The organism is Mycetohabitans sp. B46, assembly GCF_037389205.1.
Lineage (GTDB): Bacteria > Pseudomonadota > Gammaproteobacteria > Burkholderiales > Burkholderiaceae > Mycetohabitans.
This window is the reverse complement of sequence record NZ_JADBGL010000005.1, coordinates 190,137-213,137: the sequence shown is the minus strand read 5'-3', so window position 1 is coordinate 213,137 and position 23,001 is coordinate 190,137. Positions and strand designations below refer to the sequence as shown.

24 protein-coding genes and 6 pseudogenes are annotated in these 23,001 nt (G+C 58.8%); 19 read left to right on the top strand and 11 right to left on the bottom strand.

What is annotated here, in order from left to right:
* Positions 1-20 precede the first annotated feature (20 nt).
* A complete protein-coding gene (locus tag IHE30_RS07710; protein ID WP_337689779.1) occupies positions 21-245 on the bottom strand; it encodes a hypothetical protein in 225 nt (74 codons plus the stop codon).
* A gap of 419 nt (positions 246-664) precedes the next feature.
* On the opposite strand from IHE30_RS07710, the pseudogene IHE30_RS07705 reads away from it, so the two are divergent.
* From IHE30_RS07705 to IHE30_RS07690, 4 genes and pseudogenes are all read left to right on the top strand, one after another.
* Positions 665-838 (top strand): annotated as a pseudogene (locus IHE30_RS07705) (multidrug transporter); the annotation flags it as partial.
* 147 nt (positions 839-985) lie between these two features.
* Positions 986-1,381: a DUF3597 domain-containing protein gene (locus IHE30_RS07700; RefSeq protein WP_337689778.1), complete on the top strand. Its 396-nt coding sequence runs from the start codon at positions 986-988 to the stop codon at positions 1,379-1,381.
* Positions 1,382-1,515: 134 nt separating this feature from the next.
* Entirely contained in the window at positions 1,516-1,977 is a 462-nt protein-coding gene (locus IHE30_RS07695) for a rubredoxin (RefSeq protein WP_337689777.1), read from the top strand.
* A gap of 153 nt (positions 1,978-2,130) precedes the next feature.
* The gene (locus IHE30_RS07690) at positions 2,131-2,256 is read left to right on the top strand and encodes a hypothetical protein (RefSeq protein ID WP_337689776.1); all 126 of its coding nucleotides are present in this window, start codon (positions 2,131-2,133) and stop codon (positions 2,254-2,256) included.
* A gap of 514 nt (positions 2,257-2,770) precedes the next feature.
* On the opposite strand, the gene IHE30_RS07685 is transcribed toward IHE30_RS07690, so the two are convergent.
* Complete coding sequence (locus tag IHE30_RS07685; RefSeq protein WP_337689775.1) at positions 2,771-4,033, bottom strand: ATP-binding protein; 1,263 nt, start codon at positions 4,031-4,033, stop codon at positions 2,771-2,773.
* 149 nt (positions 4,034-4,182) lie between these two features.
* The gene (locus IHE30_RS15140; RefSeq protein ID WP_443193620.1) at positions 4,183-4,428 is read right to left on the bottom strand and encodes a response regulator; all 246 of its coding nucleotides are present in this window, start codon (positions 4,426-4,428) and stop codon (positions 4,183-4,185) included.
* A 201-nt stretch (positions 4,429-4,629) separates the two neighbouring features.
* On the opposite strand from IHE30_RS15140, the gene IHE30_RS07675 reads away from it, so the two are divergent.
* Positions 4,630-4,911 carry a hypothetical protein gene (locus tag IHE30_RS07675; protein ID WP_337689774.1) on the top strand — a complete coding sequence of 94 codons (282 nt, stop codon included), beginning with the start codon at positions 4,630-4,632 and terminating at the stop codon, positions 4,909-4,911.
* Positions 4,912-5,007: 96 nt separating this feature from the next.
* Here IHE30_RS07675 and IHE30_RS07670 read toward each other — a convergent pair whose 3' ends face one another.
* Both IHE30_RS07670 and IHE30_RS07665 read right to left on the bottom strand, forming a co-directional pair.
* Positions 5,008-6,204, bottom strand: coding sequence for an amino acid aminotransferase (locus IHE30_RS07670; protein ID WP_337689773.1), 1,197 nt, complete (start codon positions 6,202-6,204; stop codon positions 5,008-5,010).
* Positions 6,205-6,230: 26 nt separating this feature from the next.
* A complete protein-coding gene (locus IHE30_RS07665; protein ID WP_337689772.1) occupies positions 6,231-7,616 on the bottom strand; it encodes an amino acid permease in 1,386 nt (461 codons plus the stop codon).
* Positions 7,617-7,820: 204 nt separating this feature from the next.
* Here IHE30_RS07665 and IHE30_RS07660 point away from each other — a divergent pair, with 204 nt between their 5' ends.
* Positions 7,821-8,294, top strand: coding sequence for an Lrp/AsnC family transcriptional regulator (locus tag IHE30_RS07660; protein ID WP_337689771.1), 474 nt, complete (start codon positions 7,821-7,823; stop codon positions 8,292-8,294).
* Here IHE30_RS07660 and IHE30_RS07655 read toward each other — a convergent pair.
* The 3 genes and pseudogenes from IHE30_RS07655 to IHE30_RS07645 all read right to left on the bottom strand — a co-directional run.
* A pseudogene (locus tag IHE30_RS07655) lies at positions 8,254-8,588 on the bottom strand (alpha/beta fold hydrolase); the annotation flags it as partial. The gene IHE30_RS07660 and the pseudogene IHE30_RS07655 overlap by 41 nt on opposite strands.
* Before the next feature lie 123 nt (positions 8,589-8,711).
* Positions 8,712-10,316 (bottom strand): benzoate-CoA ligase family protein, encoded by a 1,605-nt coding sequence (locus IHE30_RS07650; RefSeq protein WP_337689770.1) that lies wholly within the window; start codon positions 10,314-10,316, stop codon positions 8,712-8,714.
* A 114-nt stretch (positions 10,317-10,430) separates the two neighbouring features.
* Positions 10,431-10,880 (bottom strand): 4-hydroxylaminobenzoate lyase, encoded by a 450-nt coding sequence (locus IHE30_RS07645; protein WP_337689769.1) that lies wholly within the window; start codon positions 10,878-10,880, stop codon positions 10,431-10,433.
* 152 nt (positions 10,881-11,032) lie between these two features.
* Between IHE30_RS07645 and boxB the strand changes: the two are divergent.
* From boxB to IHE30_RS07625, 4 genes and pseudogenes are all read left to right on the top strand, one after another.
* Positions 11,033-12,052, top strand: a pseudogene (boxB, locus tag IHE30_RS07640) (benzoyl-CoA 2,3-epoxidase subunit BoxB); the annotation flags it as partial.
* Positions 12,036-13,262: a benzoyl-CoA 2,3-epoxidase subunit BoxA gene (boxA, locus tag IHE30_RS07635; protein ID WP_337689768.1), complete on the top strand. Its 1,227-nt coding sequence runs from the start codon at positions 12,036-12,038 to the stop codon at positions 13,260-13,262. The pseudogene boxB and the gene boxA, both read left to right, overlap by 17 nt.
* Complete coding sequence (locus IHE30_RS07630) at positions 13,246-13,764, top strand: hypothetical protein (protein WP_337689767.1); 519 nt, start codon at positions 13,246-13,248, stop codon at positions 13,762-13,764. The genes boxA and IHE30_RS07630 overlap by 17 nt, the downstream gene beginning before the upstream one ends.
* Positions 13,761-14,039: an HU family DNA-binding protein gene (locus IHE30_RS07625; protein WP_337689766.1), complete on the top strand. Its 279-nt coding sequence runs from the start codon at positions 13,761-13,763 to the stop codon at positions 14,037-14,039. The genes IHE30_RS07630 and IHE30_RS07625 overlap by 4 nt, the downstream gene beginning before the upstream one ends.
* Before the next feature lie 39 nt (positions 14,040-14,078).
* Here IHE30_RS07625 and IHE30_RS07620 read toward each other — a convergent pair whose 3' ends face one another.
* Positions 14,079-14,225: a hypothetical protein gene (locus tag IHE30_RS07620; RefSeq protein WP_337689765.1), complete on the bottom strand. Its 147-nt coding sequence runs from the start codon at positions 14,223-14,225 to the stop codon at positions 14,079-14,081.
* A 10-nt stretch (positions 14,226-14,235) separates the two neighbouring features.
* Between IHE30_RS07620 and IHE30_RS07615 the strand changes: the two genes are divergently transcribed.
* Together IHE30_RS07615 and IHE30_RS07610 are read left to right on the top strand one after the other, a co-directional pair.
* A complete protein-coding gene (locus tag IHE30_RS07615; RefSeq protein ID WP_337689764.1) occupies positions 14,236-14,808 on the top strand; it encodes an ATP-binding cassette domain-containing protein in 573 nt (190 codons plus the stop codon).
* Positions 14,808-15,325: pseudogene (locus IHE30_RS07610) on the top strand (ABC transporter ATP-binding protein). The gene IHE30_RS07615 and the pseudogene IHE30_RS07610 overlap by 1 nt, the downstream one beginning before the upstream one ends.
* A gap of 84 nt (positions 15,326-15,409) precedes the next feature.
* Here IHE30_RS07610 and IHE30_RS07605 read toward each other — a convergent pair.
* Entirely contained in the window at positions 15,410-15,811 is a 402-nt protein-coding gene (locus IHE30_RS07605; protein ID WP_337689763.1) for a GreA/GreB family elongation factor, read from the bottom strand.
* 336 nt (positions 15,812-16,147) lie between these two features.
* On the opposite strand from IHE30_RS07605, the pseudogene IHE30_RS07600 reads away from it, so the two are divergent.
* Positions 16,148-16,392 (top strand): annotated as a pseudogene (locus tag IHE30_RS07600) (hypothetical protein).
* Here the strand turns inward: IHE30_RS07600 and IHE30_RS07595 are convergent.
* Positions 16,339-16,581 carry a hypothetical protein gene (locus IHE30_RS07595; protein ID WP_337689817.1) on the bottom strand — a complete coding sequence of 81 codons (243 nt, stop codon included), beginning with the start codon at positions 16,579-16,581 and terminating at the stop codon, positions 16,339-16,341. The pseudogene IHE30_RS07600 and the gene IHE30_RS07595 overlap by 54 nt on opposite strands.
* 296 nt (positions 16,582-16,877) lie before the next feature.
* Between IHE30_RS07595 and IHE30_RS07590 the strand changes: the two are divergent.
* The 6 genes and pseudogenes from IHE30_RS07590 to IHE30_RS07565 form a co-directional block, all read left to right on the top strand.
* Positions 16,878-17,070 (top strand): annotated as a pseudogene (locus tag IHE30_RS07590) (transposase); the annotation flags it as partial.
* A 70-nt stretch (positions 17,071-17,140) separates the two neighbouring features.
* Complete coding sequence (locus IHE30_RS07585; RefSeq protein WP_337689762.1) at positions 17,141-17,557, top strand: hypothetical protein; 417 nt, start codon at positions 17,141-17,143, stop codon at positions 17,555-17,557.
* A gap of 306 nt (positions 17,558-17,863) precedes the next feature.
* Entirely contained in the window at positions 17,864-18,370 is a 507-nt protein-coding gene (locus IHE30_RS07580) for a transposase (protein WP_337689761.1), read from the top strand.
* 1,388 nt (positions 18,371-19,758) lie between these two features.
* Complete coding sequence (locus tag IHE30_RS07575) at positions 19,759-20,208, top strand: phage tail protein (RefSeq protein ID WP_337689760.1); 450 nt, start codon at positions 19,759-19,761, stop codon at positions 20,206-20,208.
* A gap of 53 nt (positions 20,209-20,261) precedes the next feature.
* The gene (locus IHE30_RS07570; protein WP_337689759.1) at positions 20,262-21,488 is read left to right on the top strand and encodes a phage tail sheath family protein; all 1,227 of its coding nucleotides are present in this window, start codon (positions 20,262-20,264) and stop codon (positions 21,486-21,488) included.
* Positions 21,489-21,557: 69 nt separating this feature from the next.
* Positions 21,558-22,982, top strand: a complete 1,425-nt coding sequence (locus IHE30_RS07565) for a phage tail sheath family protein (protein ID WP_337689758.1) — start codon at positions 21,558-21,560, stop codon at positions 22,980-22,982.
* Positions 22,983-23,001 lie beyond the last annotated feature (19 nt).

The following is a 23,001-nucleotide window of genomic DNA, read 5'->3' as shown; positions in this document are numbered from 1 at the left end:
GCCTGCCGCCGGTCGCGCACTCAGCTGTCCACCCCCGCGGCGGTCAACGCCGGCGCAAGCATGCGGTTGAGTGGCAGAGGGTCGATCTGCAGCCCGGCGTTAGTCTGCCAGTGTTGCCGGAAGTCATCGCAGAACGCGTCGTTCCACTTATCAGGATGCAGCACGTGCAGCGCGTTGGTCCAGGCTTGCGCGAGCAGCCGCGCATATCGCTGCCGGCCCTGCGGCTGTAGCAATGCATCTGTCAAGCCCCTCGTGCTCGAGCCATTCCAGCAGTTGGCCGAGTCGCGCCTACAAACAATTAGTCGAGTCGCGCCCGCAGGCCGTTGATGTTAAAGGCGGCGATTTTCGATGGTTAGGGACTTCGATGGTGCACTTTGCCCGCTGGGAGAGCAAGCTTCATGCCGACGCTTCGCTATCGGGCGCCACGGCGGCGCGTCACAGCGCGCGGTGGCAAGCACCTGATAGGGGAAAGGCCACGGCTTCCCTAGAGAGCGCCGTGCCGCCGGGACTTAGCCAGGCACTTCGTCAACTGTCTTTTGCCGCCAGTGGCGGCGGGGCTGCCGTCCGACCTACTGCGACGGCGGGCTATCCGCGCGCCATGCGCTTGGCGTGTCGCTTGTCGCTTGTCGCACAATAGGCGGTCTACGATGTTGATGTTGATGTTGATGCCGATCGCGGGCGTCTGATCAAGCGGTGCTATCGCAGTGGAGTGGCAACTTACCTCGAACGGCTCGTTGCACAGCGCAGCGGCGACGAATCCGTGCAGGAGCTGATACGGTTGAAGCAATTATGGCTGACCAACGCAGTAACGCTGTATTGGGCATTAAGTGGCGGTTAGATGATATCCATTGTCGATCGCGTAGCTGCCGGCCATTGAGAATATCCAATATAAATGGCGGAATCATTGTTACGGCGTCTCGTAGCATAGAAGAGCGCTGTTGCGACTGCCGTTGCCGCTCGGTGTTTCAAGTCTGCGGAGGAAGCAATGACGATCTTTGGTGATATCGTGAGCGAGTTGCTGCATAGCACGAGGCCAAATGCATGCATCGTTTCGCTAGAACCCGCCCCGGACCCGGCAGCGGCTACCGTGTCGACCGACGCGCCGTTTCCAGCGCCGACACCGCTGATTGGCATCGATGTCGCCGCCGTGCTGGATGCCCGAGTGCGCGAAAGCGGGCGTGCGCTGGATTGGCGGCGATCGTTGACCGACCTGTTGGCCGCGTTGGATGTCGACGACGGCCTTGCGCAGCGCAGCCGGCTTGCCGGCGAATTGGGTTGCAATGGCCCGATTGACGACCCGGCGACAATCGAGCGGCTGCATGGCAAGTTGATGCATGCGCTGGCCGCCAATGGCGGAAAAGTTCCCCCGCCGTTCCATTGAGCGGCGCGGTGTTGCGAATCCCGAAACCAATTGACAACGCCAATGACACAATTTAACCGGACGTTGCCGATAGAATATCGGCTTCGCGCTGACGGCTAGGGCGTCGCGCTTTCCTCCTTGTCACGATTTTCCGTATGTATAAGAAAGGCGCTGTTGTCGAGATTCAATTCACCGCCCACCGGCTCAACGACCATGCAGGGGAGCCTTACTGGATCGACCTGGGCCCGGACGAGGCGGTGACGCTGTATCGGCAATTGCACGCCAGGTTTGCCAATGCAACGCCGCAGGCTCAGCCGCTTATCGTATCGTTGGACGCACCGGCGGCTGGGCACGACCCAGCGCGTGACACACCACGTCAGGCGGACCCCGCTGCAGGGCTTGATACCGCCGCCGCGGTCCAGCCGGCTTCGGCGGGGCCCGACGTGGCTGCGTTCCGGCAATGGGTTTGCGTGATCTGCGGCTGGGTCTATGACGAGGCGTACGGCGCGCCGGACGACGGAATCCCGCCAGGGACCCGCTGGGACGACGTGCCTGCCGATTGGCGGTGCCCGCTTTGCGACGTTGGCAAGGCGGACTTCGCGATGGTCGAGTTCTGACCGGTATCAATCAGTATCATGATTCACCGGCATGCGTCGGGGAGGTCCGTCAGGCTTGCATGGCATATTTTGCACAGCGCGGCTGAAGCCGGTCGTGGCCGATCGGCGCGGTCGCATCCCGCGTTGGTTTCTTGTCACGAGGAGCAATCCGTCATGATCTGTGTCTTTGCGAAGTCGTTGTGCTGTACTACGCTAGAGCGTGCGCTGCAGGAGCAGGATGCATTAGACGCAGTGCGCGACGAACTTGATCCAAGGAACCTGAAGCTATCGAGCGCGTGATCCAGCAGTACGCCCCACAGGCCCGCGAACTGTACGGTTACTGAGGACGGAGGACACGATGCCCGGCGAAACGTCCAAGTACACGGTGGAAAGCGACTACAAGAACGTAGAGCGCCATGCCTTGGCGAGAACCCAGGCCCAAGAGCAGCCTAAGGCGGTTAGGCTGGGCGGCCAACTGGGCTCTGTCAAGTCTGTACTGGCCTGCTGAAGTGATTCGTGAGCTACGCAGCAGCGACGGTGCCGTGATTATCGATACTGACCGGATGCGCGAAGAACCCCCCCGCGATAAGCAGCTTTCTCGCGAAGACCCGCAGCACGCAGCCGATCGCACGACAAGGGGCCCGAGATGCTGGCCAAATGAAAGCAAGCCTTTAAAGGCAAGGTGGTCGCCACATCCTTGCATCACGCCCTGCTGCAGGTAGCCGACATGGTGGCCGTTTGCTACGAGAGGGCCTATCCACTGGTCGATCTTTCGCTAAAGTCCGGGGACGCGCCGTCCGTAGGGGTGGCCGCTTCACGCCGCGGCGGGTGCAGGGGCCTCCGTCAGCGATTGTTGGGGTTCCTCGCCCGGCAGCGCAGGCAATGTCATGACAAAGCGCGCGCCCCCAAGCTCACCCTGTTCGTGCCATACGCTGCCGCCGTGCAGCAGCGCGACGCGCCGCACGATCGCCAGTCCTAAGCCGAAGCCGCCAGTTTGCCGGTCGCGGCTGGCATGCGGCCGGTAGAACGGCTCAAATATTCGTTGTCGATCTTCGACGGGGATGCCCGGGCCGTCGTCTTCGACAGCAAGCTGCAGCGCGCCATGCGCGTCAGTCGTCGCGCTTAGCGTGATGGTGCTGCCTGCATAGCGCAGGCTGTTGCGGACCAGGTTTAATAACGCGCGGGTGACCAGCTTCGGATCGCATACGTGCCGCTGTGGCGCCCCCTGCGTCGATACCGACAGCGTCAGCCCTCGGTCGCCGACATCGTGTGCGACGCTGTCGGCGACGCTATCGAGCAACTCGCTGACCGCCACGCGCATCGGCGTCTTGTGCGACGCCCGCTGCTCAAAACGGCATAGTGTCAGCAATTCGGTAACCAGATCGTCGAGTTCCCGCACGTCAGCGTGCAGCGCGTCGTAGCGTTCGCGTTGGCGCTCAGGCGAGTCCGGCGACGCAAGCAGTGCCAGCCCAAACTCGAGTCTGGCCAGCGGCGTCTTCAGCTCGTGCGAAATACCGTACATCATGTCACGCTGCTGCAGGATCGAGGCCTCGATCTGCTCGGCCATCTCGTTGAATTGTCGCGACAGCTCATAGATGCTCGACTTGCTGGATATTTGGGCCCGCGTGGATAGCTTGCCTGCGCCGAATGCACGGGTGGCGGCTTCTAGCTTGCGCAGATCGCGCCAGTGGTAATGAACCCATGCCCCGACGGCCAGCAGCGTGGCGAGCACGATGAACCCGTATGCGTAGATCTGAATGTCCAGATTGGTCAGTTCATCCGGATTGGCGTGCACGATCATGCCGTCCGGCAATGGCATGGCGTCATGCTTGGTATCCATGCTCAGCACGATTTTGCTGGCACGCAGTTCGTTCACCTGCCGCGCGTCGGGCAGCTGCTCGCCGTCCTGCCATGTCATGAAGCGGAAGCCCTCGGTGCCATGCTTGCTCAACGCGCGTAGCGCCGCGGCGCGCTCGGGAAAAATGCGAACGGCTAACACGTCGACCAATGCGAGAGCGACGCCCGCGACCGCGACGACGATGACGGCCAAGTACAGACGGATCAGCGAACGAATCATTTACTCCTCCCACGCGGACGGGCTGAATAGGTCGCCGCGTCTCCAGATGGTCTTGACCTTGCGCGGCTCCGACAAAGCTTTGCAGCGTCGCCTGACTCGCGAGATGCTGGAGGCGATCTGATCGTCGATGTCCACGCGTGCGGTCAAGATCAGCACGGCACGCTGGACAGTTTGCGGATGCGGTGGCACGCTGCCATATCGTCCAGGTTCGGCGGCATCAGCTCCAGGATCATCAGCGCGAGACGGTGCTCGCGCAGCGCATTCAGCGCGGCATTCTTGCGCCGGGCTCCATGGAACGAGAATGTGTAGCTGTCGAGGTACTCGCGCACCCACTGCGTGAGCCGGTCGTTATCCTCGACCAGCAGGGCCTTGTGTTTGAATGGTACGTCTTCCATGGTTTTTCTTGCGTCGCACTGGCCGATTCTATCCGGCTTGGCGGTGCCATGATAGTGCACAGACAGCCCAGGACAACCTGTTAAGCTTGGACATAATCTGTACAACTTCAAAACAGAGGTAAAGTCGATGCGCTCTTAGGCTATCGTTTCCATCACAACCTTTTGCGACCCGCGTACAAACGTCCGCTCTCTCTGGCATTATTGCTGGCCATGCTGCCTGTCGTGCCACTGGCTCATGCTGAGAACACCGATACGATCGTGGCCGGCGGTGGTGTAGCACCGCGCTACTGGGCAGTCGCAGTTACCGGCCGGAGTTCGGCCTGGGCTTTTGCATGCAGTTCGACAATGGCTTTTACCAGCGTCATAGATGGTGCCGGCTATCACAAGCCATACGGCAACGACATGCTCGTGCAGATCGCGCTGGACTATGACGACGGGTGCGCCGAGCGCAACCGCACTGATCATATTGGTTCGACTCACTGAAAGGAATGGGCGATGTTCATCGCGGGTCGGCTGTGACGCGGGCGACGCCTTTTTCAGTGGGCGAGTGAGCCGTGCGGGTCTAGTGTCGGCCCACCGTCACGCGCGCAGCACGCTTGCGATGGCGTTGGCGACCACGCCGACGTTTTGCTCGTTCAGACCCGCGACGCACATCCGCCCGGAGCGAATCAAATACACGCCGTGCTCGGTGCGCAGCCGGTCCACCTGCGCGGCGCTCAGCCCGGTATAGGTAAACATGCCGCGCTGTCGGATATAGCGCGACAAGGCATCGTCGGCAATATGGCCCTGCAACTGCTGGTGGATCGCACGGCGCATCGAGGCAATGCGCTTGCACATCGAGGCGAGCTCGGACTGCCACGACGCGCGTAGCGCCGGCGTGCAGAGCACTTTGTGCACCACCTTGGCACCATAGGTCGGCGGATTGCTATAGTTAGCACGTATCGCGCCGGTTAGCTGCCCGAGTACGCGCGTTGCCTCGTCGGCGGATCGACACACGATGCTTAGGCCGCCGCAGCGCTCGCCATACAGCGAGAAGTTTTTCGAAAACGAGTTCGCGACTAGGCATGATATGCCGCGCGCGGCCAGTTCTCGCACCGCGAAGGCGTCATCGTCCAAATCCGTGCCAAAACCCTGGTACGCCATATCGACGAACGGCAGCAACGCGTTTTGCTCGATGAGCGAGATGACCTCACGCCATTGATCGTGGTCCAGGTCGACGCCGGTCGGGTTATGGCAACACGCATGCAGTAGCACGATGTGGTGCTTCGGAATGGCGCGCAACGCATCGAGCATCGCATCAAAGCGCAAGCCGCCGGTGGTGCCATCGTAGTACGGATAGGTGTTCACTGTGAAGCCGGCGCGTTCGAACACCACGCGGTGGTTTTCCCAACTGGGGTCGCTGAGCCACACCTGCACGTCGGGGAAGGCGCGTCGCAGAAAGTCTGCGCCGACCTTCAGCGCACCCGAGCCGCCCAGCGTCTGCAGCGTCGCGATGCGCCGCCCGGTGCGCGCGCCGCATGCGTCGCCGAACACCAGTTGCTGTACTGCGTCGCGATACGCGGGCAGTCCCGACATTGGCAGATAGGGACGGGGCCCGATCTCGCCAGCCAGCGCATGCTCCGCATCACGCACGGCAGCCATCACCGGCAGCTTGCCGTGCGCGTCGAAGTAGACGCCAATGCTCAAATTCACCTTGTCGGACCGAGGATCAATCTGGAAATCCTCGTTGAGCGATAGGATCGGATCACCGGGAAACGCTTCGACGTGCTCGAACATGGCCTATCCTGAAAAGGTAAGTGTTACTATTTTGGGGTCCCGCCGGATATCGCCAATGGCACACTCGACTGGCGAAAGCGATAGCTTACCGCCAACACCGCTAGCCAGACAGGAATCAAATAGACCGACGGGCGCAACGGTGGCGTGCGGTACATCACGATCAGGATTGCGGCGAGGAACGCCAGGCACAGATAGTTCGTGAACGGATGGCCGACGCTGGCGAAGGAACTTGTCTGGCCGATCCTGCGTTTGTGCTGCCGGAAACGCAGGTGGATGATGCTGATCATGGCCCAGTTGATCAGCAGCGCCGATACTACGAGCCCCATCAACAGTTCAAGCGCCCGAGCCGGCATCACATAATTGATCACCACGCACACGCCGGTGATTGCCGACGATACCGCGAGGGCGGCGACCGGCACGCCGCGCCGGTTCACCGCGCTGAGCACGCGCGGCGCGTTGCGTTGCCGTGCGAGCGCGTACAGCATCCGACTGTTGCTGTAGACCCCGCTGTTATAAACGGACAGCGCGGCGGTCAGTACCACGACGTTGAGCACGGTGGCCACCACGTTGCTGCTCATCGCGCGGAAGATCAGCACGAACGGGCTGCCGCCGCTGGCGACATGCTGCCATGGATAGAGTGACAGCAGGATGGCGAGCGCGCCGACATAGAAAATCAGGATCCGGTAGACGACCTGGTTGATGGCTCGCGGGATACTGCTGTGCGGATCTTCGGCCTCGGCGGCCGTGATGCCGATCAATTCCAGGCCGCCAAACGAGAACATGATCACCGCCATCGACATCGCCAAACCATTGGCGCCGTTCGGGAAAAAGCCACCGTGTTGCCACAGGTTGGCAATGCTTGCTTGCGGGCCCGCCGAGCCGGACAATAGCAGGTAGGCGCCGAATACGATCATGCCGGCGATCGCCGCCACCTTGACAATCGAGAACCAGAATTCCATCTCACCGTAGGATTTCACGCTGCCTAGGTTGATCGCGTTAACTAGCACGAAGAACACCAGCGCCGAGGCCCACGTCGGCACGCCGGGCCACCAATATTGGATATAAATACCGACGGCCGACAATTCGGCCATGCCCACGAGGATATACAGTACCCAGTAGTTCCAACCGGACAAGAAGCCGGCGAAGCGGCCACAGTACTTGTCGGCGAAGTAACTGAACGAGCCGGCGACCGGCTCGTCGACCACCATCTCACCGAGTTGCCGCATGATCAAAAAAGCAATGCCGCCGGCCAATGCGTAGCCGAGCAATACTGACGGTCCTGCCATTTGAATCGTCTGCGCGATGCCCAGGAACAGACCGGTGCCGATGGCGCCGCCCAACGCGATCAATTGGATATGCCTGTTTTTTAGTCCGCGCTTGAGTGCGGTATCGGTATTGTCTGCTACTGCCATGTGTCCCTCTATCCTTGTGGAATTAGGCGCGATGCCGTGTCGATGGGGGTTGTCGGCCGGCCATGCGGCCCTTGAGTACACGCTAAGTTTATCGATTATGCCGGAAAATAGCATTATGCAATCTGCCGAGGCAAACCCTTGCTATAAAGTTACGTGTTTTGCAAAGAACCGGGAATCAAAGTGTAGCTACTCGAACTCGATCGTATGATCCGCCAGTTTTTGAGCGTACTACAGGAACAGGCGCGTGTATCAAGCTTTGAACCGGCTAAGACGATCCGGCTATCGCTGACGCAGATGCTGCGTCGCCATCGGTACCCGGGCGAACTCGGCGTGATCAGGCGGTACAAGGCCCGCTTTGCCGCACCACAGTTGGGCATTGGCGTCGTCGCATTCGTCCATTTGACGATGGAGCGCGGGGCTATCCGCAACATGGCGCGATTTCGCGAACTGATCGCCGAACTCGCGCAGATACAGGAGTGCTTCTCGGTAATAGGAGACATTGATTACGTGTTGAAGATTGTGGCGTGGGACTTAAAGGCACTGGCGGCGTTTCTACGCGATACGCTGCAAATCTTTGGCATGGGCGAAGAGCGCTCAAGTGTAGGGTTGGGCGAAATCAAGTGCCCGAGCGCGTTGCTTATGTCACGGTGCAGACAAAGTCCGCGATTACCCGATTGAGGTCGGCCGGTGCGTCCCAGTGCGGCGAATGGCCGCAGGCGGGCAGCTTGACCAGTCGCGCGTGACGGACGTGTGCTGGATCATATCAATCTGCGCCATCGTGCCGTACTCGTCGTCGTAGCCTTGGATCGCTAGCAGATGGCATTGAATCTTGTCTACCGATACCTGCTCGACCCTCACATGCGGCGCGATGACGACCGCACCGGCCAGCGTGCTAGGAAATGCGCTGGCATATAGCAACGCGATTGAGCCCCCGTCGCTGTGCCTAATGAGCCACATCCGCGCTCGCTCGCGTCGATGCCCAGCGCCGTGCCGGCGGGCAGCGTCGCCAGCCCGCCATCGCCGGTTATTTGGCCTGGTGTGCCGGCCCCGGCAGTGTGCGCCTTCGCGGGGCTTGCGCAATGATGCATGGAGATCTCAGGATTGTGCTCGCAACTTGAAGCGTTGGATTTTACCTGTTGCGGTCTTTGGCAACTCGTGGACGAATACGATTTCGCGCGGAGACTTGTGCGGCGGGAGCCGTTGCTTGACGAATGCCCGGATCTCATTGGCCAGCGCATCCGAGGCAGTCACGTGAGCTTTGAGCACGACGAACGCGCGCGCCTTCAGCAAACCGTCGCGCTCGGCGCCGACGACGGCAGCCTCCAGCACCGCGGCATGATGTACCAGTAACGCCTCGACCTCGACCGGCGAGACGTACTGGCCGCTGACCTTGAGCATGTCGTCGCTGCGACCCGCGTACACATAGCGGCCATTGGACTGGCGGCGGAATTTGTCGCCGCTGCGCAACCAATCGCCGAGAAACGTCGTACGGGACTGCTCGCGGTTGCACCAGTACATCAGCGCCGCGCTGGGGCCCTTGATGAACAGGTCGCCGATCTCGCCGTCCGCGACAGGCGCGCCGGTTTCGTCGCGTAGTTCGACCTCGTAGCCGGGCACCGGCTTGCCGGTGGTGCCATACTCGACGTCGCCTGGCCGATTCGACAGGAAAATATGCAGCATTTCCGTCGAGCCGATACCATCGAGGATCTCACAGCCGAAGTGCGCGCTGAATCGCTCGCCGACCGCCTTGGGCAGCGCTTCGCCGGCGGACGTGCAGATGCGCAGCGCAACCTGCTCGCGCGAAGGCAGGCGCGCACAGGCAAGCATGCTCGCGTACAGCGTGGGCACGCCGTAGAAGATCGTGGCGCGATGCCGTACGAGCCGTGCGAACACCGCTTTGGCGCTGGGGCGTTCGGCCATCAGCACAGTGGTCGCGCCGACCGAGAGCGGAAACGTCAGCGCGTTGCCCAATCCGTAGGCGAAGAACAGCTTGGCCGCCGAGAACACGACGTCATGTTCGCTGATGGCCAGCACCGACTTGCCATACAGTTCCGCGGTCCAGTACAGGTTCGCGTGGGTATGCACGGCACCCTTTGGCTTGCCGGTCGAACCGGACGAATAGAGCCAAAACGCGATGTCGTCGCGGCTACTGCGGATCGGCTCGGCCATGGGCATTGCGGTGTCCAGCAAGTGTTGCAACGTGGGCGCAGTATCGTGGTGAGACGCTGGCATCGCACCTTGGTTGACGCCGCTGACAATTAGCTCGCATGAGTCGGCCTGTGCCTGATCCAGTGCTGGCAAGACGGCGGGCAGCAGTGACGCGGAAGCAATCACGATGCGTGCGCGGCTGTGCGCGATCATGTACGCGTATTCGCTTGGGCCGAGCAGTGTGTTGGCAATGACCGGTACCACACCGGCATAAAGCGCGCCGAGGAATGCAATTGGCAACTCGACGGTGTCCAGCATCACCAGCAAAATCCGCTCTTCCGGCCGCACCCCTCGCGCGCGCATGATGCTCGCGAAGCGGCATGCATGCTCCTGCAACGCTCCATAAGTCAGTGTCCCGGCGTCGTCGATGTAGGCCAGTCGCTGTGCGCGCTGGCGATTCAACTCGAACAGATGCGTGGCGAAGTTAAACTGGGCCGGCGGCGAGCTGGCCGCAATCGTCGCGCCAGCGTGTGACTCCATTAAGGCTTGCATTTTTCCTCCGACAATGACGCGCAAGGGAGCCATGACACACTAGCGCGCAAGCACATGCACGGCAGGTGCGCGAGCGGTGGACCGCCGCGCATGCCGCGCAGCCTGGTATGTCGATCAGGCGGGGGAGAATTCGATTGCGCCGTGGGGTAGCAGATACATCACCAGCGCGCGGCCATTCGAGACCGTTGGCTGATGTGCGCTGCCGGGATCGTAGACGCACCAGCCGGCAGCGTGGTCGTCAAACGTTGTGTTCGGCGTGATTAAGTCGATCTCGCCGTGCGAATGGACGTGATGTGGGCCGGCCACGTCGGCCATGTCGACGGAGAAGCCGCCAATGCTGGCGTCGGGTTTGAAAATCCGGCCATAACGGATGCCCGCGTGTTCGCGGTTGCACATCCAACCCTTTGCGACACCGGCCCGACAGGCTTGCGCCAGCTCGCGGTATTCGGTGCTCTCTGGCGACCAGCGGGCATTGAGCCAGTCGGCCAGCGCGCCGTCAAGTTCACGTCCGGCCAACGGTTCCGTTACACGCGCGATCATGCGGTGAAAGTCTTGTGGCGACATGCGGGTCTCCGGGGTAGCGTTGCGGGCGTCGGTCAGCGGCGTCGGTATGCCGCCGTGATGCGATGCCGGTGGCTGGCCACGGTTATCATTCAGTACGATGGGGGTGAAACTAGTCGTTGAGCATGCTGTTGTCAAGCAATATAGTGCATATACCGTCGCTGTACGATTTGCGCAACCTGTTTCAGGCCAACGTCGAGGAAGGCCGGCACCTGTGGGCGATGGTGTACCTGCTGCACCGCTATTTTGGCCGCGACGGCCGCGAGGAAGCGCAGGCGCTGTTGGAGCGCCGCTCCGGCGACGAAAATAATCCGCGCATCCTTGGCGCGTTCAACGAACGCATGCCGGACTGGCTAGCTTTTTTCATGTTCACGTACTTCACCGATCGCGACGGCAAGTTTCAACTGTCGGCGCTGGCCGAATCGGGCTTCGATCCGCTGGCCCGCACTACCCGCTTTATGCTGATGGAGGAAGCGCACCATATGTTCGTCGGTGAGTCTGGCGTGTCGCGAGTGATCCAGCGCACCGCCCAGGTAATGAACGCGTTGCGCACAGAGGAGGTGAGTGCGCTGCGGGCGGCGGGCGTGATCGACTTGCCGACGATCCAGCGCTACCTGAATTTCCATTACTCGGTGACCATCGACTTGTTCGGCGCAGACCACTCATCCAATGCCGCGACGTTCTACTCATTAGGCCTGAAGGGGCGTTTTGAGGAGCGCAAGCGGGACGACGATCATCGGCTGGATACACAGCGCTACCGGCTGCTCGACGTGCGCGATGGTCAACTGGTCGAGCGCGAAGTGCCGATGCTCAACGCGATGAACGAAGTGCTGCGTGACGACTATATCAAGGACTCGATGGCCGGCGTTAACCGTTGGAACAAGGTGTTGGAGAAGGCGGGCATCGAATCGAAGCTGAGCGTGCCGCACAAGGCATTCAACCGCAGGATCGGCTCGTTTGCCGGCGTGCGCGTGTCGCCGGACGGCCGGGTGATCGACGAAGCCGAATGGGCCGCCAACGAGGCGAGTTGGTTGCCGACGCCGGAAGATCGCGCGTTCGTGGCCTCGCTAATGGGCCGCGTGGTCGAGCCGGGCCGGTTTGCAAACTGAATCGCGCCGTCGGCGATGGGCATTAACCGGCAGCCCATCGACTTCCAATATGTCAGGTTCAATTGACCGCTGGAATGCGCCGGCGCCAATGGCTATGCTGAATCAACACTTGATCGATCCGCAGGTCTGCATCCGTTGCAACACGCACGATGCGAACAACTACGTTGTGAACGCGCAGGTCTGCAATGGCTGCATGGCGTGTGTGCCGCCGTGTCCGACCGGCGCGATCGACAATTGGCGCCAAGTGCACGAGGCTGATGCGAACAGTATCGACGCCCAGTTTGCTTGGGGCGAACTCCCGCCTCGAGAGTCGCCCGACCAGCAGGGTGCCGGCGTGGGCGTCGCGAGCGCCCTGCACCGGCTGGAGCATTTGGCGGCCAGCAGCAGCGACGTGCTGCGGGGCGCCAGCGTGCCGCCGGGGTCGGCGACTAGACCACATGTGAACTTGTATACGTGCGATGCGCCCGCTACGGCAATCGTCGCGGACAATTATCGCTTGACGGACGAGTCCGCCGCCAGCGACATCCATCACATCGTGCTGGACTTTGGCACGACGCTTTTCCCCGTACTCGAAGGCCAATCGGTCGGTGTCGTGCCGCCGGGCGTCGCGCCCAACGGCAGGCCGCACCACGCGCGGCGATATTTGCTGGCCAACCCGCGCGACGGAGAGCGACGCGGTTGCAACAATGTATCGCTCACGGTCAAGCGTGTGACTTGCGACCACGAGGGCAACCCTGCCCTCGGCGTGTGTTCGAATTACTTGTGCGACCTGCACAAAGGTGACCGGGTTGCGGTGATCGGTCCGTTCGGCAGTACGTTCCTGATGCCGAACCATCCCGGTTCACGCTTGTTGATGATCTGCACCGGCATGGGCGCCGCGCCGATGCGCGCGATGACCGGATATCGCCGCCGACATCGAGGTGATGGCGCACGCGGCCGGTTGATGCTGTTCTTTGACGCGCGCACGTCGCAAAAATTGCCGTATTTTGGACTACTGACGAAACTGCCGAAGGACTTCATCGATGCCGACCTCGCGTTTTCTCGCGTGCCGGGACGGCCGAAGCGGTACGTGCAGGATGCACTGCGCGAACGAGCGGCCGACGTGGGGCCATGGTTGGTGGACCCCAATACCCACGTCTATGTGTGCGGTCTGAAGGGAATGGAAGAAGGGGTGCTGCTCGCGCTCAGGGACGTTGCACAGCGCCATGGATTGGATTGGCAACAGGTGTGGGCCGATCTCAGGCGTGAAGGACGTCTGCATGTGGAAACTTATTGATCGGCGGCGACCGCGCTACGTTAGCACACTGCACGTCGCTGCATACGGACATGCCATAAACCGGCTTGCTTGCCCGCTCCTGTCGTTGTGCATCGAGCGGCTCGGCTTTGCGTCGTTCAGCGACACGGCGCTTCGGCATGTCGATCCACGCATCGGCGCGGCGCCGCTGACGGGACTGCCCGCGCCATGGCGCACCGCCAACATCCTAGCCAACGCGGGGCCGCTGTCGGACGGGCGGCGCTCGATCCTACACGCAGTCGTGCAAGTTCGGATGGGCAAGGAGAGCGCGTGTGTGCTTGACCTGGCGCCGCATAATATGGATTACCGCTATGCAGCGGCTGCGTGCGTTGTCCAGCGCGCGCTTAATCTATCTATGTGTGGTGACCAGGGGACCAGGGAAATGTTACCGTTGTGCGTCGACAATGGAACGTATGGCTTTGACTGCCTGTCTGTTCATCGCCAGGGCGGCGAGCCTGCGGCATCATTTGAAGGAGAATCATGAACAAACAGGAACTCATCGATGCGGCCGCAGCGGCGACCGGCACCAGCAAGACCGCGATCGCCGATACGATCGATGCGATCATCTGCACCGTGACCACGACGGTGGCCAACGGCGAAGCCGTGCAATTGATCGGATTTGGCACGTTCGGCGCGAGCGCCCGGGCGGCGCGTATCGGCCGCAATCCGGCAACGGGGGCGCCCATGCAGATCGACGCGGCCAAGACCGTCAAATTCATCCCCGGCAAGGCGTTCAAGGACGCGGTGAACGCCGCATGACGCCGCGCCGTGCGCAGGCATGTTGACCTGCGCTCGATGTCAAAACAGCTGCCTGTCCAGGCTGGACAGGTTGATCCATTTGACCGTGCTTGTCAGCGTCCGCCCCGTTTCATCGATCGATTCGATCATCGCGCGCTGTCCGCGAGCTTCGGCGACGACGCGCACGATCCGCTGTCGATAGCGCATCAGCGCGCCGATGGGCGGACATTCGATGTTCTTTCGTCTTTTGACGGGCTTGGGCATACGGGCGAGGGGGCGAGCAGGCAAACGCGGCCGGATTATCGCACGAAGATGGGCGGGCGTTGCCGCCCGCAGCGGCGGCCTCGATCCGCACCGCCGGGTCTTTTCCTGCAGCGAATGGGCGAGTGCCCAATGCGTGGTGGCCCGCTTGCCCACGATGAGCGCGGTGTGTGGCACTGTGAGCGGATTGAGCGCGGTGGCCAACCGGGCTGCGGGCACATTGTCATACGGGCACCAGCGGCGCCTGGAGATCGCGCGCTGCATGATCACCGGGCCGCGCTTGCTGATGCTCGATGAGTCGGCTGCGGGGCTCAACCCGCAAGAGAAGATCGAGTTGCAACAGCTCATAGACGGATTGCGCCGGGAGTTCGGCGTGGCGGTCCTACTCATTGAGCACGACATGGGGCTGGTCATGAACGTATCGGACCGCATCCTGGTGATGGAACACGGCCGACCGATCGTGACCGGCCGCCCGGACGAAGTGTGCAATGACGAGCGCGTGATCAAGGCCTATCTAGGAGAGGCGTGATGCTCAGACTGGAGCAGGTGCACACGCACTACGGCGCAATCAAGGCGCTCTCGGAGGGCTCGCTGGAGTTCCGGCGCGGCGAGATTGTCACGCTGATTGGCTGCAACGGGGCGGGTAAGACAACGCTGATGATGACCGTATGCGGCACGCTACGGGCAACGTGTATAAGCTCTTTCCGCAACTGGAGCGTCGCATGCACTAGCGCGCGGGCACGATGTTGGGTGGCGAGCAGCAGATGCTGGCCATCGGGCGCGCGCTGATGAGCCGGCCCCGGCTGCTGTTGCTGGATGAGCCTACACTCGGGCTTGCGCCACGGGTGATCGCGCAGATCTTCGATATCATTCGCGCGATTCGCGACGCGGGCGTGACGGTGTTTCTGGTCGAGCAGAGCGCGAACAAGGCGCTGCAGGTGGCCGATCGTGGCTACGTATTGGAAACCGGCAGCGTGATGCTGGCCGATACGGGTGCGAATCTGTTGGCCAACGAACGCGTCAAGAGCGCGTACCTCGGCGGCTGACCGCGGGGCGTTTGCACGGCCACACTCAACGGCACGGCCACGCCCAACGGCGCGGCTGCGCCGCCGGGCCGGGGCGGCCGCGGGTCAAAGCCGATAGTCCCCCGCCGCCTCGGGCTGGAACACGATCTGCTCGACCTTGAGCGTCTGTGGTGCCCCGCTGGGGGGCGTCACGTGCAACTCGTCACCCGGCGTCGCGCCGAGCAGCGCGAGGCCGACCGGCGAGAACACGTTCAACCGTCCCTGTGAGAAATCGGCGTTCGGCGGGTAGACGACGGTCCACGTCATGCGTTCGCCGGACGACGGATTCGACAGCGTCACAGTCGAATTCATCGTAACGACGCTCGGGTCGATATCGGTGGCCTCGACCACCGCCGCGCGCTCGAGCAGGGCATCGAGCATTGCCTGATAGCCGGATTGCGGGCTCGCTTGTGCCGCATGGCGCTCAAGTCGACCGACATCGGTTTCTGTCAAATAGCAGGTCTTCATCTCGTTTCTCCAACGCAACGACAAATCAAATGGTTGGGTGCGCCCGGTACCCGCCCAGGCAGCGGCTGAAACAAGGAGCCGCTCAGTGCGAGTGCCGGGCTAATGAAAGCGGTGTCGTGGCGATGTATCGGAGCAGGTCGATACCGGGTCGGTCCGTTCGGATCGCGCGCGCTGCTGCCGCCGCACGCATGGCGCGGCGACGTCGCAAAGGCACTGGGAACAGGAGCACGCGCATGGCGGGTCTCGACCGGAGAACGGGGAATGAAGAAAACAACATGATGCTATCACAGCGTGCGGTATCAGATAGTCCGGATGCGGTAGCGTTATGCGTGCACGCTGTGTCGAGCCGAAGCCGGAGTTGAAGCTGGTGTGAGCCTGAAGCCGACTGTCGGGCGTGAGCAGCAAGGCGATTTTCGCTCGGCGCTCGTGCTTTCTCCCGCCGCGTTTAACGCCTTAGGGGTGGCCCTGGTGAATATGGTGCGGATGCTTGACTTAGAAGCGCGCGGCGCACGCAAGGCGAACGCGCATCAGCCGAAGGGGTCGAGGACGCGCTGGCCCGGCTTCAAACGATTATCGAGTAAGGAAAATAGGACGAATACGGGTATGGATCGCCGGTTTGGGACGGCAGACGATGGGACGGTCGCCATGCGTTCAATACGGAGAGCCATTAACACGTGCTCGGTGTCGGACGGGCAGGTCGGCACGACCGGTACGTTTGGCTCAAGATCGTGCCAGAAATCGCGCCGTGCCTGATCGAACGTCGGAGCCATGACAAGACGTCTAATACAAGGATCTCGATCTGGCCCACTGTGCGAGCAGCTTCGCGTAACAGCCACGGCTAACCGTAACAGTCATGGCTAGCTCGTGACTCGAAGCTTCACATGATATGTGGAAGAGCTAGCTTTTGAAAAGCGTTGACTAGACGAGTTAGGATGGGCTAGTATGAATTAAAATGTTTTATGCACTTTCAGCAAGGCTCAGAGTCGAATCGAGATGGAGAACGCTGATCCTATCAGAGCGATGTGCCGGACAAAAAATGGAGCTTCGTTGTTCCATATTTGACGCAGATGGAGCGAAGGGTTTTATCCTGCTGCCAGCGTCGCTGGGTCGTCGAGTGCGGGTTTAGATCGCTCAATCGCTTTCGAAGATTCGCTCGTGACTACGAGCGTTTGACTGAAACGCTCATCGGCTTGCATTTCGTTGTCTTTACCATGCTCATGCTCGTTCATGCCGCGCCTATCTTTCAAAGTGCATCATAATACGCATTAGGTTTCGTGGGACTTGGTAGTGGAGCGGCCGATTTTTAGCTGAAGGCAATGGAGATCATTGATGGGCAAGCTGATCGTCGTGACGGGCGCCATGCTGGTTTTTCCGGCTCAGATTCAGGATGTACTATTCATGCCCCCGATTCCTCCACGACCCCTGTCGGGAAGCGGCTTTGCCAAGGTGAAAGGGCGGCCGGTTTGTCAGCTTGGTGATGAAAAGAAAATCATCGTGACCGCTAGCTATCAGACGGCATCGGCCTCCATTCCAGGCGTCGCTATTTTGACGGTCACGCAGGCCGAAACCGCCAAGCGAACAAAGAGCCCACTGCCTGTCATTATCGCGCCCAGCTGGGACATTCTATGTACCATCACGGTTCCGGCACAAATACCTGGTACGCCCCCTGTTCCACAACCCCATCCGCCCGTTTCGGGTAAGGCCACCGTGATGGCCAATCCCAATATCAATGTGATAGCGAACTAGGGCATAGATTACCTATCTATCTAAAAACTACTTCATTCCCACGCCATTTATTTAATCATCATGAGGACTTTATCTAAATCACAGCAAGCATTCATTCAAGTATGCAGCATGTGCGAAGCAGTCGACGCAATCGCCTGCATTCCCTCAATAATTTTTGTGTGACAAAATGAGATGTTAGTGTAGTATGATTTATTTATATAGAAATGAATCGATCTTTATTTCAATAGCAAATAGCCTGCGATAGGATAGGTAGTTGTGGGCTGCAGTTCATTTACTCATGCTGTTCAATGATAGGAATAACATGACGTGAGAAACCATAAGCTCAATGCAAATGAGATCATAGCGGTGTTACAAGCACTCCGTGAGGGTGAGGCGGTGCCTCAGATTTGTTGCCGATGGGGTATCAGTGCAACGACGCTTTATCAATTGAGAAAAAGTTATGACGGTCTGAGTGTATCTGTATTTGAGCGTATCACTGCACTGACGCGGGAAAACGCACGATTGCGCCAGCGTGTGAAATCGCTTGAGCGCGATAGTGAAGTGCTGAGCGAGGCTCTTCGAGCGCAGAACCTCAGCACACACAAGCGTCGCAGGTTAATCGATCACTTAAGGCAGCATTTCACTGTGAGTCTGGCGCGTGTGTGCCGCTTAGTGGGGATGTCGCGCACCCTTTATTGCTATGAACGCGACGAGCTAGGAGGAGAACAAGATGGCCCGGCCTTTGTCCAAAGTTTAGTAAAATCACCCAGAAGTGGCTTTATTAAATCGGACAGGCTTCGAGGAAATGAGCAAGAAGGCAAGAAAGATTTCTAAGAGACGCCTTGATCAGGTTGCGATGAGGCGCCGAATTCCGCCGCTCGCCGATGTAATTGTTTGATGACCCGCTCCCTGTCACGCTGTCCGTCATGACCTGCTTCGGGGTTTGCGTACGTCATGCCGAAACGCATCGTGTTGTAGAGCAGCACCGCAATCTTCTGGGCGGTGCCGTTATCGCCTTCGCCTTACCGATATGCTGCTAAACGACGATAAAACGTCCCGAGCGCCGTATTGGACTTGTCAATAGTGGCGGCAGCCAGCTGCAGCAGTGCAGCCACGCGGTTGGTTATCTTGCGCGTATGGGACGACAATACCTTGCTGCCGCTGATCTTGCAGTGCGGTGACAATGTTAGCCACCAGGTGAGGCGCTGGGTCGTTGGCAGCGACTCAAATGGGCACCGCATTCGGCAACTAGGCGTACGGCCAGATACGGTCCGATTCCGGGGATCTGCGTCAGGTCTATGTTCCTATGTGTGTGTGGCTTCGCGTACCTAACAGCGGTGGTGGACTAGGCCAGCCGCAAGGTACCCGCGCACCGGGTCGCCATCACGCTGGAAGCAACGCACGCTGTCGAGGTGCTTGAAGAAGCGTTCGCGCGCTACGAGCAGCCCAAAATTATGAGCACGGACCAAGACAGCTAGTTTACAGCGAACGCGTTCATCGAGGCCATGCTGGGGCGGCGCATCCCAGTGGCAATAGAGGGCAAAAGAAGGTGGTGCGACAATGTGTTCGTCGAACGAGTGTAGCGCAGCATCAAGTACGAGAAAGTTTACCTGAAAGAGCGTATGGATCAGTCCGCCACACTCGGCGCTCTATCGGCAATTCCATCAGCCTGCGATCAAATCAGCAGCATGATTGCCCTGGCTTTTCTACTTAAAAATCACGAAAACTGTCCGAACAACTGAGGCCTCCTCTCCCATCTATTACAGGAATAAATTGTACTAAACTATTTCTCACACTGAGCTAAGCTTTTAGCCACGGCAATACACTGCCGACTGCGAACGAAGCCACTCGGGCGGTGCTGGCGCAGGAACCGAGTCAGAGGTAAGGGTCCAGCGCGAACCGGGTGAATTGTCAAAATCCAGAAGCATAAAAAGGATACGAAGATGACAACACTGAATTGGCCTGTATCGTTTGCTCAGCCGCGGCCGGGTATCGATATTTGCAGCGTTGAAATTCGACTTGCTTAGCCGGTCAATCCATGCTCTCAATGAAGTGACGTACTATCGCCAATGAATTGTGCGCGTCTGTCAGCGGATCAAGATCTCACTGAGCGGCACGGTAAGCGTCGTGTCCAATGATACGCAATACGTACCATTCAAACGGAACGGGCTCATGATGCAATCGGGACGCAAGGTTTCCTAATAAACAATAAAGGAGAGGTTATGGCAACCACGGCAGATCAAATCGCAGCAGATTATCCGATTCCGGTTTACCGGTTCAAAGTGACGCTTGGCAAAGACGAGATGGCGTTTAGCAATGTCTCGGGGCTGGATTTGGGATTTGAGACGATCACCTATAAGGATGGAGCAGGGCATGTGTACCGGATGCCCGGGCAGCGCAGTGAGTTAAACATCACATTGCGTCGGGGCGTGATTAAGGGTAAAAACGAGCTATATGAATGGATTAGCAAGATATCTAAAAATCTGATCGACAAACGGGATCTCTCAATTAGCCTGACCGACGAAGCGGGTACCGCGTTGCTGGTGACGTGGAATGTGACGGATGCATTCCCGAGCAAATTATCGGGACCAAGCTTTGATGCGACAAGCAATGAGGTGTCGATCGAGGAGTTGACGCTCGTAGCCGATCGATTGACGTTGACATTCCACTGAAAGCGCGATCAGCGGCACATGCCGCCAGTGCCTATCCTGATTGAGGTGAGAACATGGCTTACGATTGGCCGGGTGTCTATGTCGAAGAAGAGCAGGGTCTGTCCTTGGCGATCACCAGCGGGGCGACCGCGGTGCCGGTGATAGCGTATGACCCTGGCGATCCAAGTAAAGATAAAAATAAAGCGATTAACCAAGAATTAATCTCGGCACCGACCCGTATCGATTCGTGGATGGCGTTCATGAGTTTGTCCAATGTTCAAACCGCGGTCGATAATGAGGCAAAAGATCCAAAAAATCCTCTTACGAAACATCTAGTCGATTATTCACTTTATGTTGCGTTAAAAACTTATTTTGACAATGGCGGTGGCTATTGCTATGTGTGTCCGACGAACGGAAAAGGGGATACTACCGACACCTTAATCAAGACTGTACCCGAGTTGGATGACGTGACGTTAATTGTTCAAGCGGGGGTACCCAAATTGGCAGACGCGGTCTTTACGCCAGGTACAGGTTTATGTGCAGAGGGCAAATCACGCTTTGCGATTCTGGACGGTCCCTCCGTCAAGCTTGATACGGATCCCAGTAAAAGCATGACAAAGGATTATCCTAGTAGTTCGTATGCTGCTGCGTACTATCCCCCATTGCAGGCAAGCTGGGCAACGTATGTCACGACGGATAAAGGGAAAGATGCGCAGGTCATAAAGGATATCCCAGTGAGTGCGGCGGTCGCTGGTGCATACTGCTCTGTTGACCGTGACCGGGGCGTGTGGAAGGCACCAGCCAACGTTCCGTTACGAGGCGGGGTCGTGCCGAAGTTTGTCGTATCCGATGCAACTCAGGGAATCTACAATCAATATACCAAACCCCTGAACATCATTCGCTGCTTTCAGACAGGCGTGTCATTGGTGTGGGGTGCACGCACGCTGGCGGACGACAGCGAGAAGGAGCGTTGGCGATACGTGCCGGTGCGGCGGCTATTCAGTGCGGCGGAAAAAGATATCAAACGGGCGATGGCGTTTGCGGTGTTCGAACCGAATAACCAGCCGACGTGGGAGAAGGTGCGGACGGCAATCGATGCATATCTGTATGGTATTTGGAAGGCGGGCGGGCTTATGGGCACGAAACCGGAGGAGGCGTACTTTGTGCGGTTAGGTCTGGGAGTGACGATGACGCAGGCCGAGATCGATGAAGGCAAAATGATTGTCCAAGTTGGTATGGCGCCCGTATTTCCTGCGGAGTTCATTATTCTGCGCTTCACTCAGGACATGCACGCTGTGTAATACGAATGGGCGGTCGAGCGGATAGGATGCACTAGAAAATTAAGAAATGTATAAATAGTGAGGGTAGTGATGGGCGGATCTTATAAAGTTCCTGGCGTGTACATCGAAGAAGACCATTCGTTGTCGCTGAGTGTGCTGTCTGGTGCAACGGCCATTCCAGTGTTTGTTGGGCAGTTTTTTAAGCCTGGAAAGAATAAAGGTGATCCTCCAACTTCAATACCAGAGGGCACCGACCCTGTAGCCTGCGTCAGAGTAAATAATTGGGCCGAATTTACTAAGCAGTTTGATAGCACGCTTGATTTAAAGGAGGCCGCGCTTCAAGTGGATAACGACACCATTAAAGGTACGTGCGTCGTTGTGCCCGACTCCGCCAGCGCCGTATCGGTACGGGCGTATTTTGAAAATGGCGGTGGGCCATGCTATATTTTGCCAATTCAGCCAGCAACGCTACAAGCCGATATTGAAAGTGCGATTCTGGCCTACCCTGACATTTCGCTGCTGTGCTATTGTGGAAATCAACCGTCGGAGCCGGAAAACGTTAAAAGTACCTTCAAAAACTTGATCGATCCACAAAAAAACCTCGGCTATTTTGTGCTGACGGACAGCAATCTTGACAATGTAAAGAATGTTGATTTCGGCAATAAGGAGCAGGTTGCGATTTACTATCCTGCATTGCAGATGAGCTATCAGATGACGATACCGGATGATAGTAAAATTAAATTAAGCGGAAAGTTTAATAGTTTTTCCCCTGCCACCTCGCCCTTGCCGACAACACTTAAATCATTAATTGAGTATACGCCAAAAAATGAGGCGGAACAGAGAGATAAAGGAGAGCTGATCGGAAAGATTAGGGCGTTGTCAGCCATTCCTCTTCGTGCAAGTGGAGTCATGGCGGGCGTCTATGCGCGTACCGATGCATTACGTGGCGTATGGAAGGCCCCGGCGAATGTGACCTTGTCGTCAGTAAAAGGGACAGTGTGGCCTTGTCCCACACCCCAGCAAGTACTCCAGGATGCGCCTAAGCCGGTGATGGTGACCGATGAGGACCAGGAAAAACTGAATCCAGCAGGCATCAACGCAATCCGATATTTTACAAATCAACAAGCTTATGTGGTCTGGGGGAGCCGGACGCAAAACGGTACCGACGACAATCCTGATAAGCGTTGGCGGTACATCCCAGTGCGACGCTTATTTAATGCGGCTGAACGGGATATTAAGGCCGCAATGAGGCAAGTCGTGTTCGAACCGAACAGTCAGCCGACATGGGAAAAAGTTCGTGCGGCTATTGATGCTTACCTGCATACGATATGGCGCAACGGCGGCTTGCAAGGCGCGAAGCCGGAAGAGGCATATTTCGTGCAAGTGGGCAAGAATGTGACGATGACCGATGCCGATATCCGCGCGGGCAAAATGATCGTTAAGGTGGGGATGGCTGCGGTGCGCCCGGCCGAATTCATTATCTTGCAGTTTTCACAGAAACAGCAGGACGAATGAGCGCTTGAGTTTGGCACAC

Coding starts and splice junctions, on each gene's coding strand:
- IHE30_RS07595 (WP_337689817.1), bottom strand. CDS start 16,581: ATGGCTCCGACGTTCGATCAGGCACGGCGCGATTTCTGGCACGATCTT.
- IHE30_RS07695 (WP_337689777.1), top strand. CDS start 1,516: ATGTATAAGAAAGGCGCTGTTGTCGAGATTCAATTCACCGCCCACCGG.
- IHE30_RS07685 (WP_337689775.1), bottom strand. CDS start 4,033: ATGATTCGTTCGCTGATCCGTCTGTACTTGGCCGTCATCGTCGTCGCG.
- IHE30_RS07585 (WP_337689762.1), top strand. CDS start 17,141: ATGGGCAAGCTGATCGTCGTGACGGGCGCCATGCTGGTTTTTCCGGCT.
- IHE30_RS07620 (WP_337689765.1), bottom strand. CDS start 14,225: ATGCGCTATCGACAGCGGATCGTGCGCGTCGTCGCCGAAGCTCGCGGA.
- IHE30_RS07570 (WP_337689759.1), top strand. CDS start 20,262: ATGGCTTACGATTGGCCGGGTGTCTATGTCGAAGAAGAGCAGGGTCTG.
- IHE30_RS07690 (WP_337689776.1), top strand. CDS start 2,131: ATGATCTGTGTCTTTGCGAAGTCGTTGTGCTGTACTACGCTAGAGCGT.
- IHE30_RS07605 (WP_337689763.1), bottom strand. CDS start 15,811: ATGAAGACCTGCTATTTGACAGAAACCGATGTCGGTCGACTTGAGCGC.
- IHE30_RS07615 (WP_337689764.1), top strand. CDS start 14,236: ATGGGCGGACATTCGATGTTCTTTCGTCTTTTGACGGGCTTGGGCATA.
- IHE30_RS15140 (WP_443193620.1), bottom strand. CDS start 4,428: ATGGAAGACGTACCATTCAAACACAAGGCCCTGCTGGTCGAGGATAAC.
- IHE30_RS07575 (WP_337689760.1), top strand. CDS start 19,759: ATGGCAACCACGGCAGATCAAATCGCAGCAGATTATCCGATTCCGGTT.
- IHE30_RS07700 (WP_337689778.1), top strand. CDS start 986: ATGACGATCTTTGGTGATATCGTGAGCGAGTTGCTGCATAGCACGAGG.
- IHE30_RS07565 (WP_337689758.1), top strand. CDS start 21,558: ATGGGCGGATCTTATAAAGTTCCTGGCGTGTACATCGAAGAAGACCAT.
- IHE30_RS07645 (WP_337689769.1), bottom strand. CDS start 10,880: ATGTCGCCACAAGACTTTCACCGCATGATCGCGCGTGTAACGGAACCG.
- IHE30_RS07660 (WP_337689771.1), top strand. CDS start 7,821: ATGATCCGCCAGTTTTTGAGCGTACTACAGGAACAGGCGCGTGTATCA.
- boxA (WP_337689768.1), top strand. CDS start 12,036: ATGTCAGGTTCAATTGACCGCTGGAATGCGCCGGCGCCAATGGCTATG.
- IHE30_RS07670 (WP_337689773.1), bottom strand. CDS start 6,204: ATGTTCGAGCACGTCGAAGCGTTTCCCGGTGATCCGATCCTATCGCTC.
- IHE30_RS07625 (WP_337689766.1), top strand. CDS start 13,761: ATGAACAAACAGGAACTCATCGATGCGGCCGCAGCGGCGACCGGCACC.
- IHE30_RS07665 (WP_337689772.1), bottom strand. CDS start 7,616: ATGGCAGTAGCAGACAATACCGATACCGCACTCAAGCGCGGACTAAAA.
- IHE30_RS07650 (WP_337689770.1), bottom strand. CDS start 10,316: ATGCAAGCCTTAATGGAGTCACACGCTGGCGCGACGATTGCGGCCAGC.
- IHE30_RS07630 (WP_337689767.1), top strand. CDS start 13,246: ATGTGGAAACTTATTGATCGGCGGCGACCGCGCTACGTTAGCACACTG.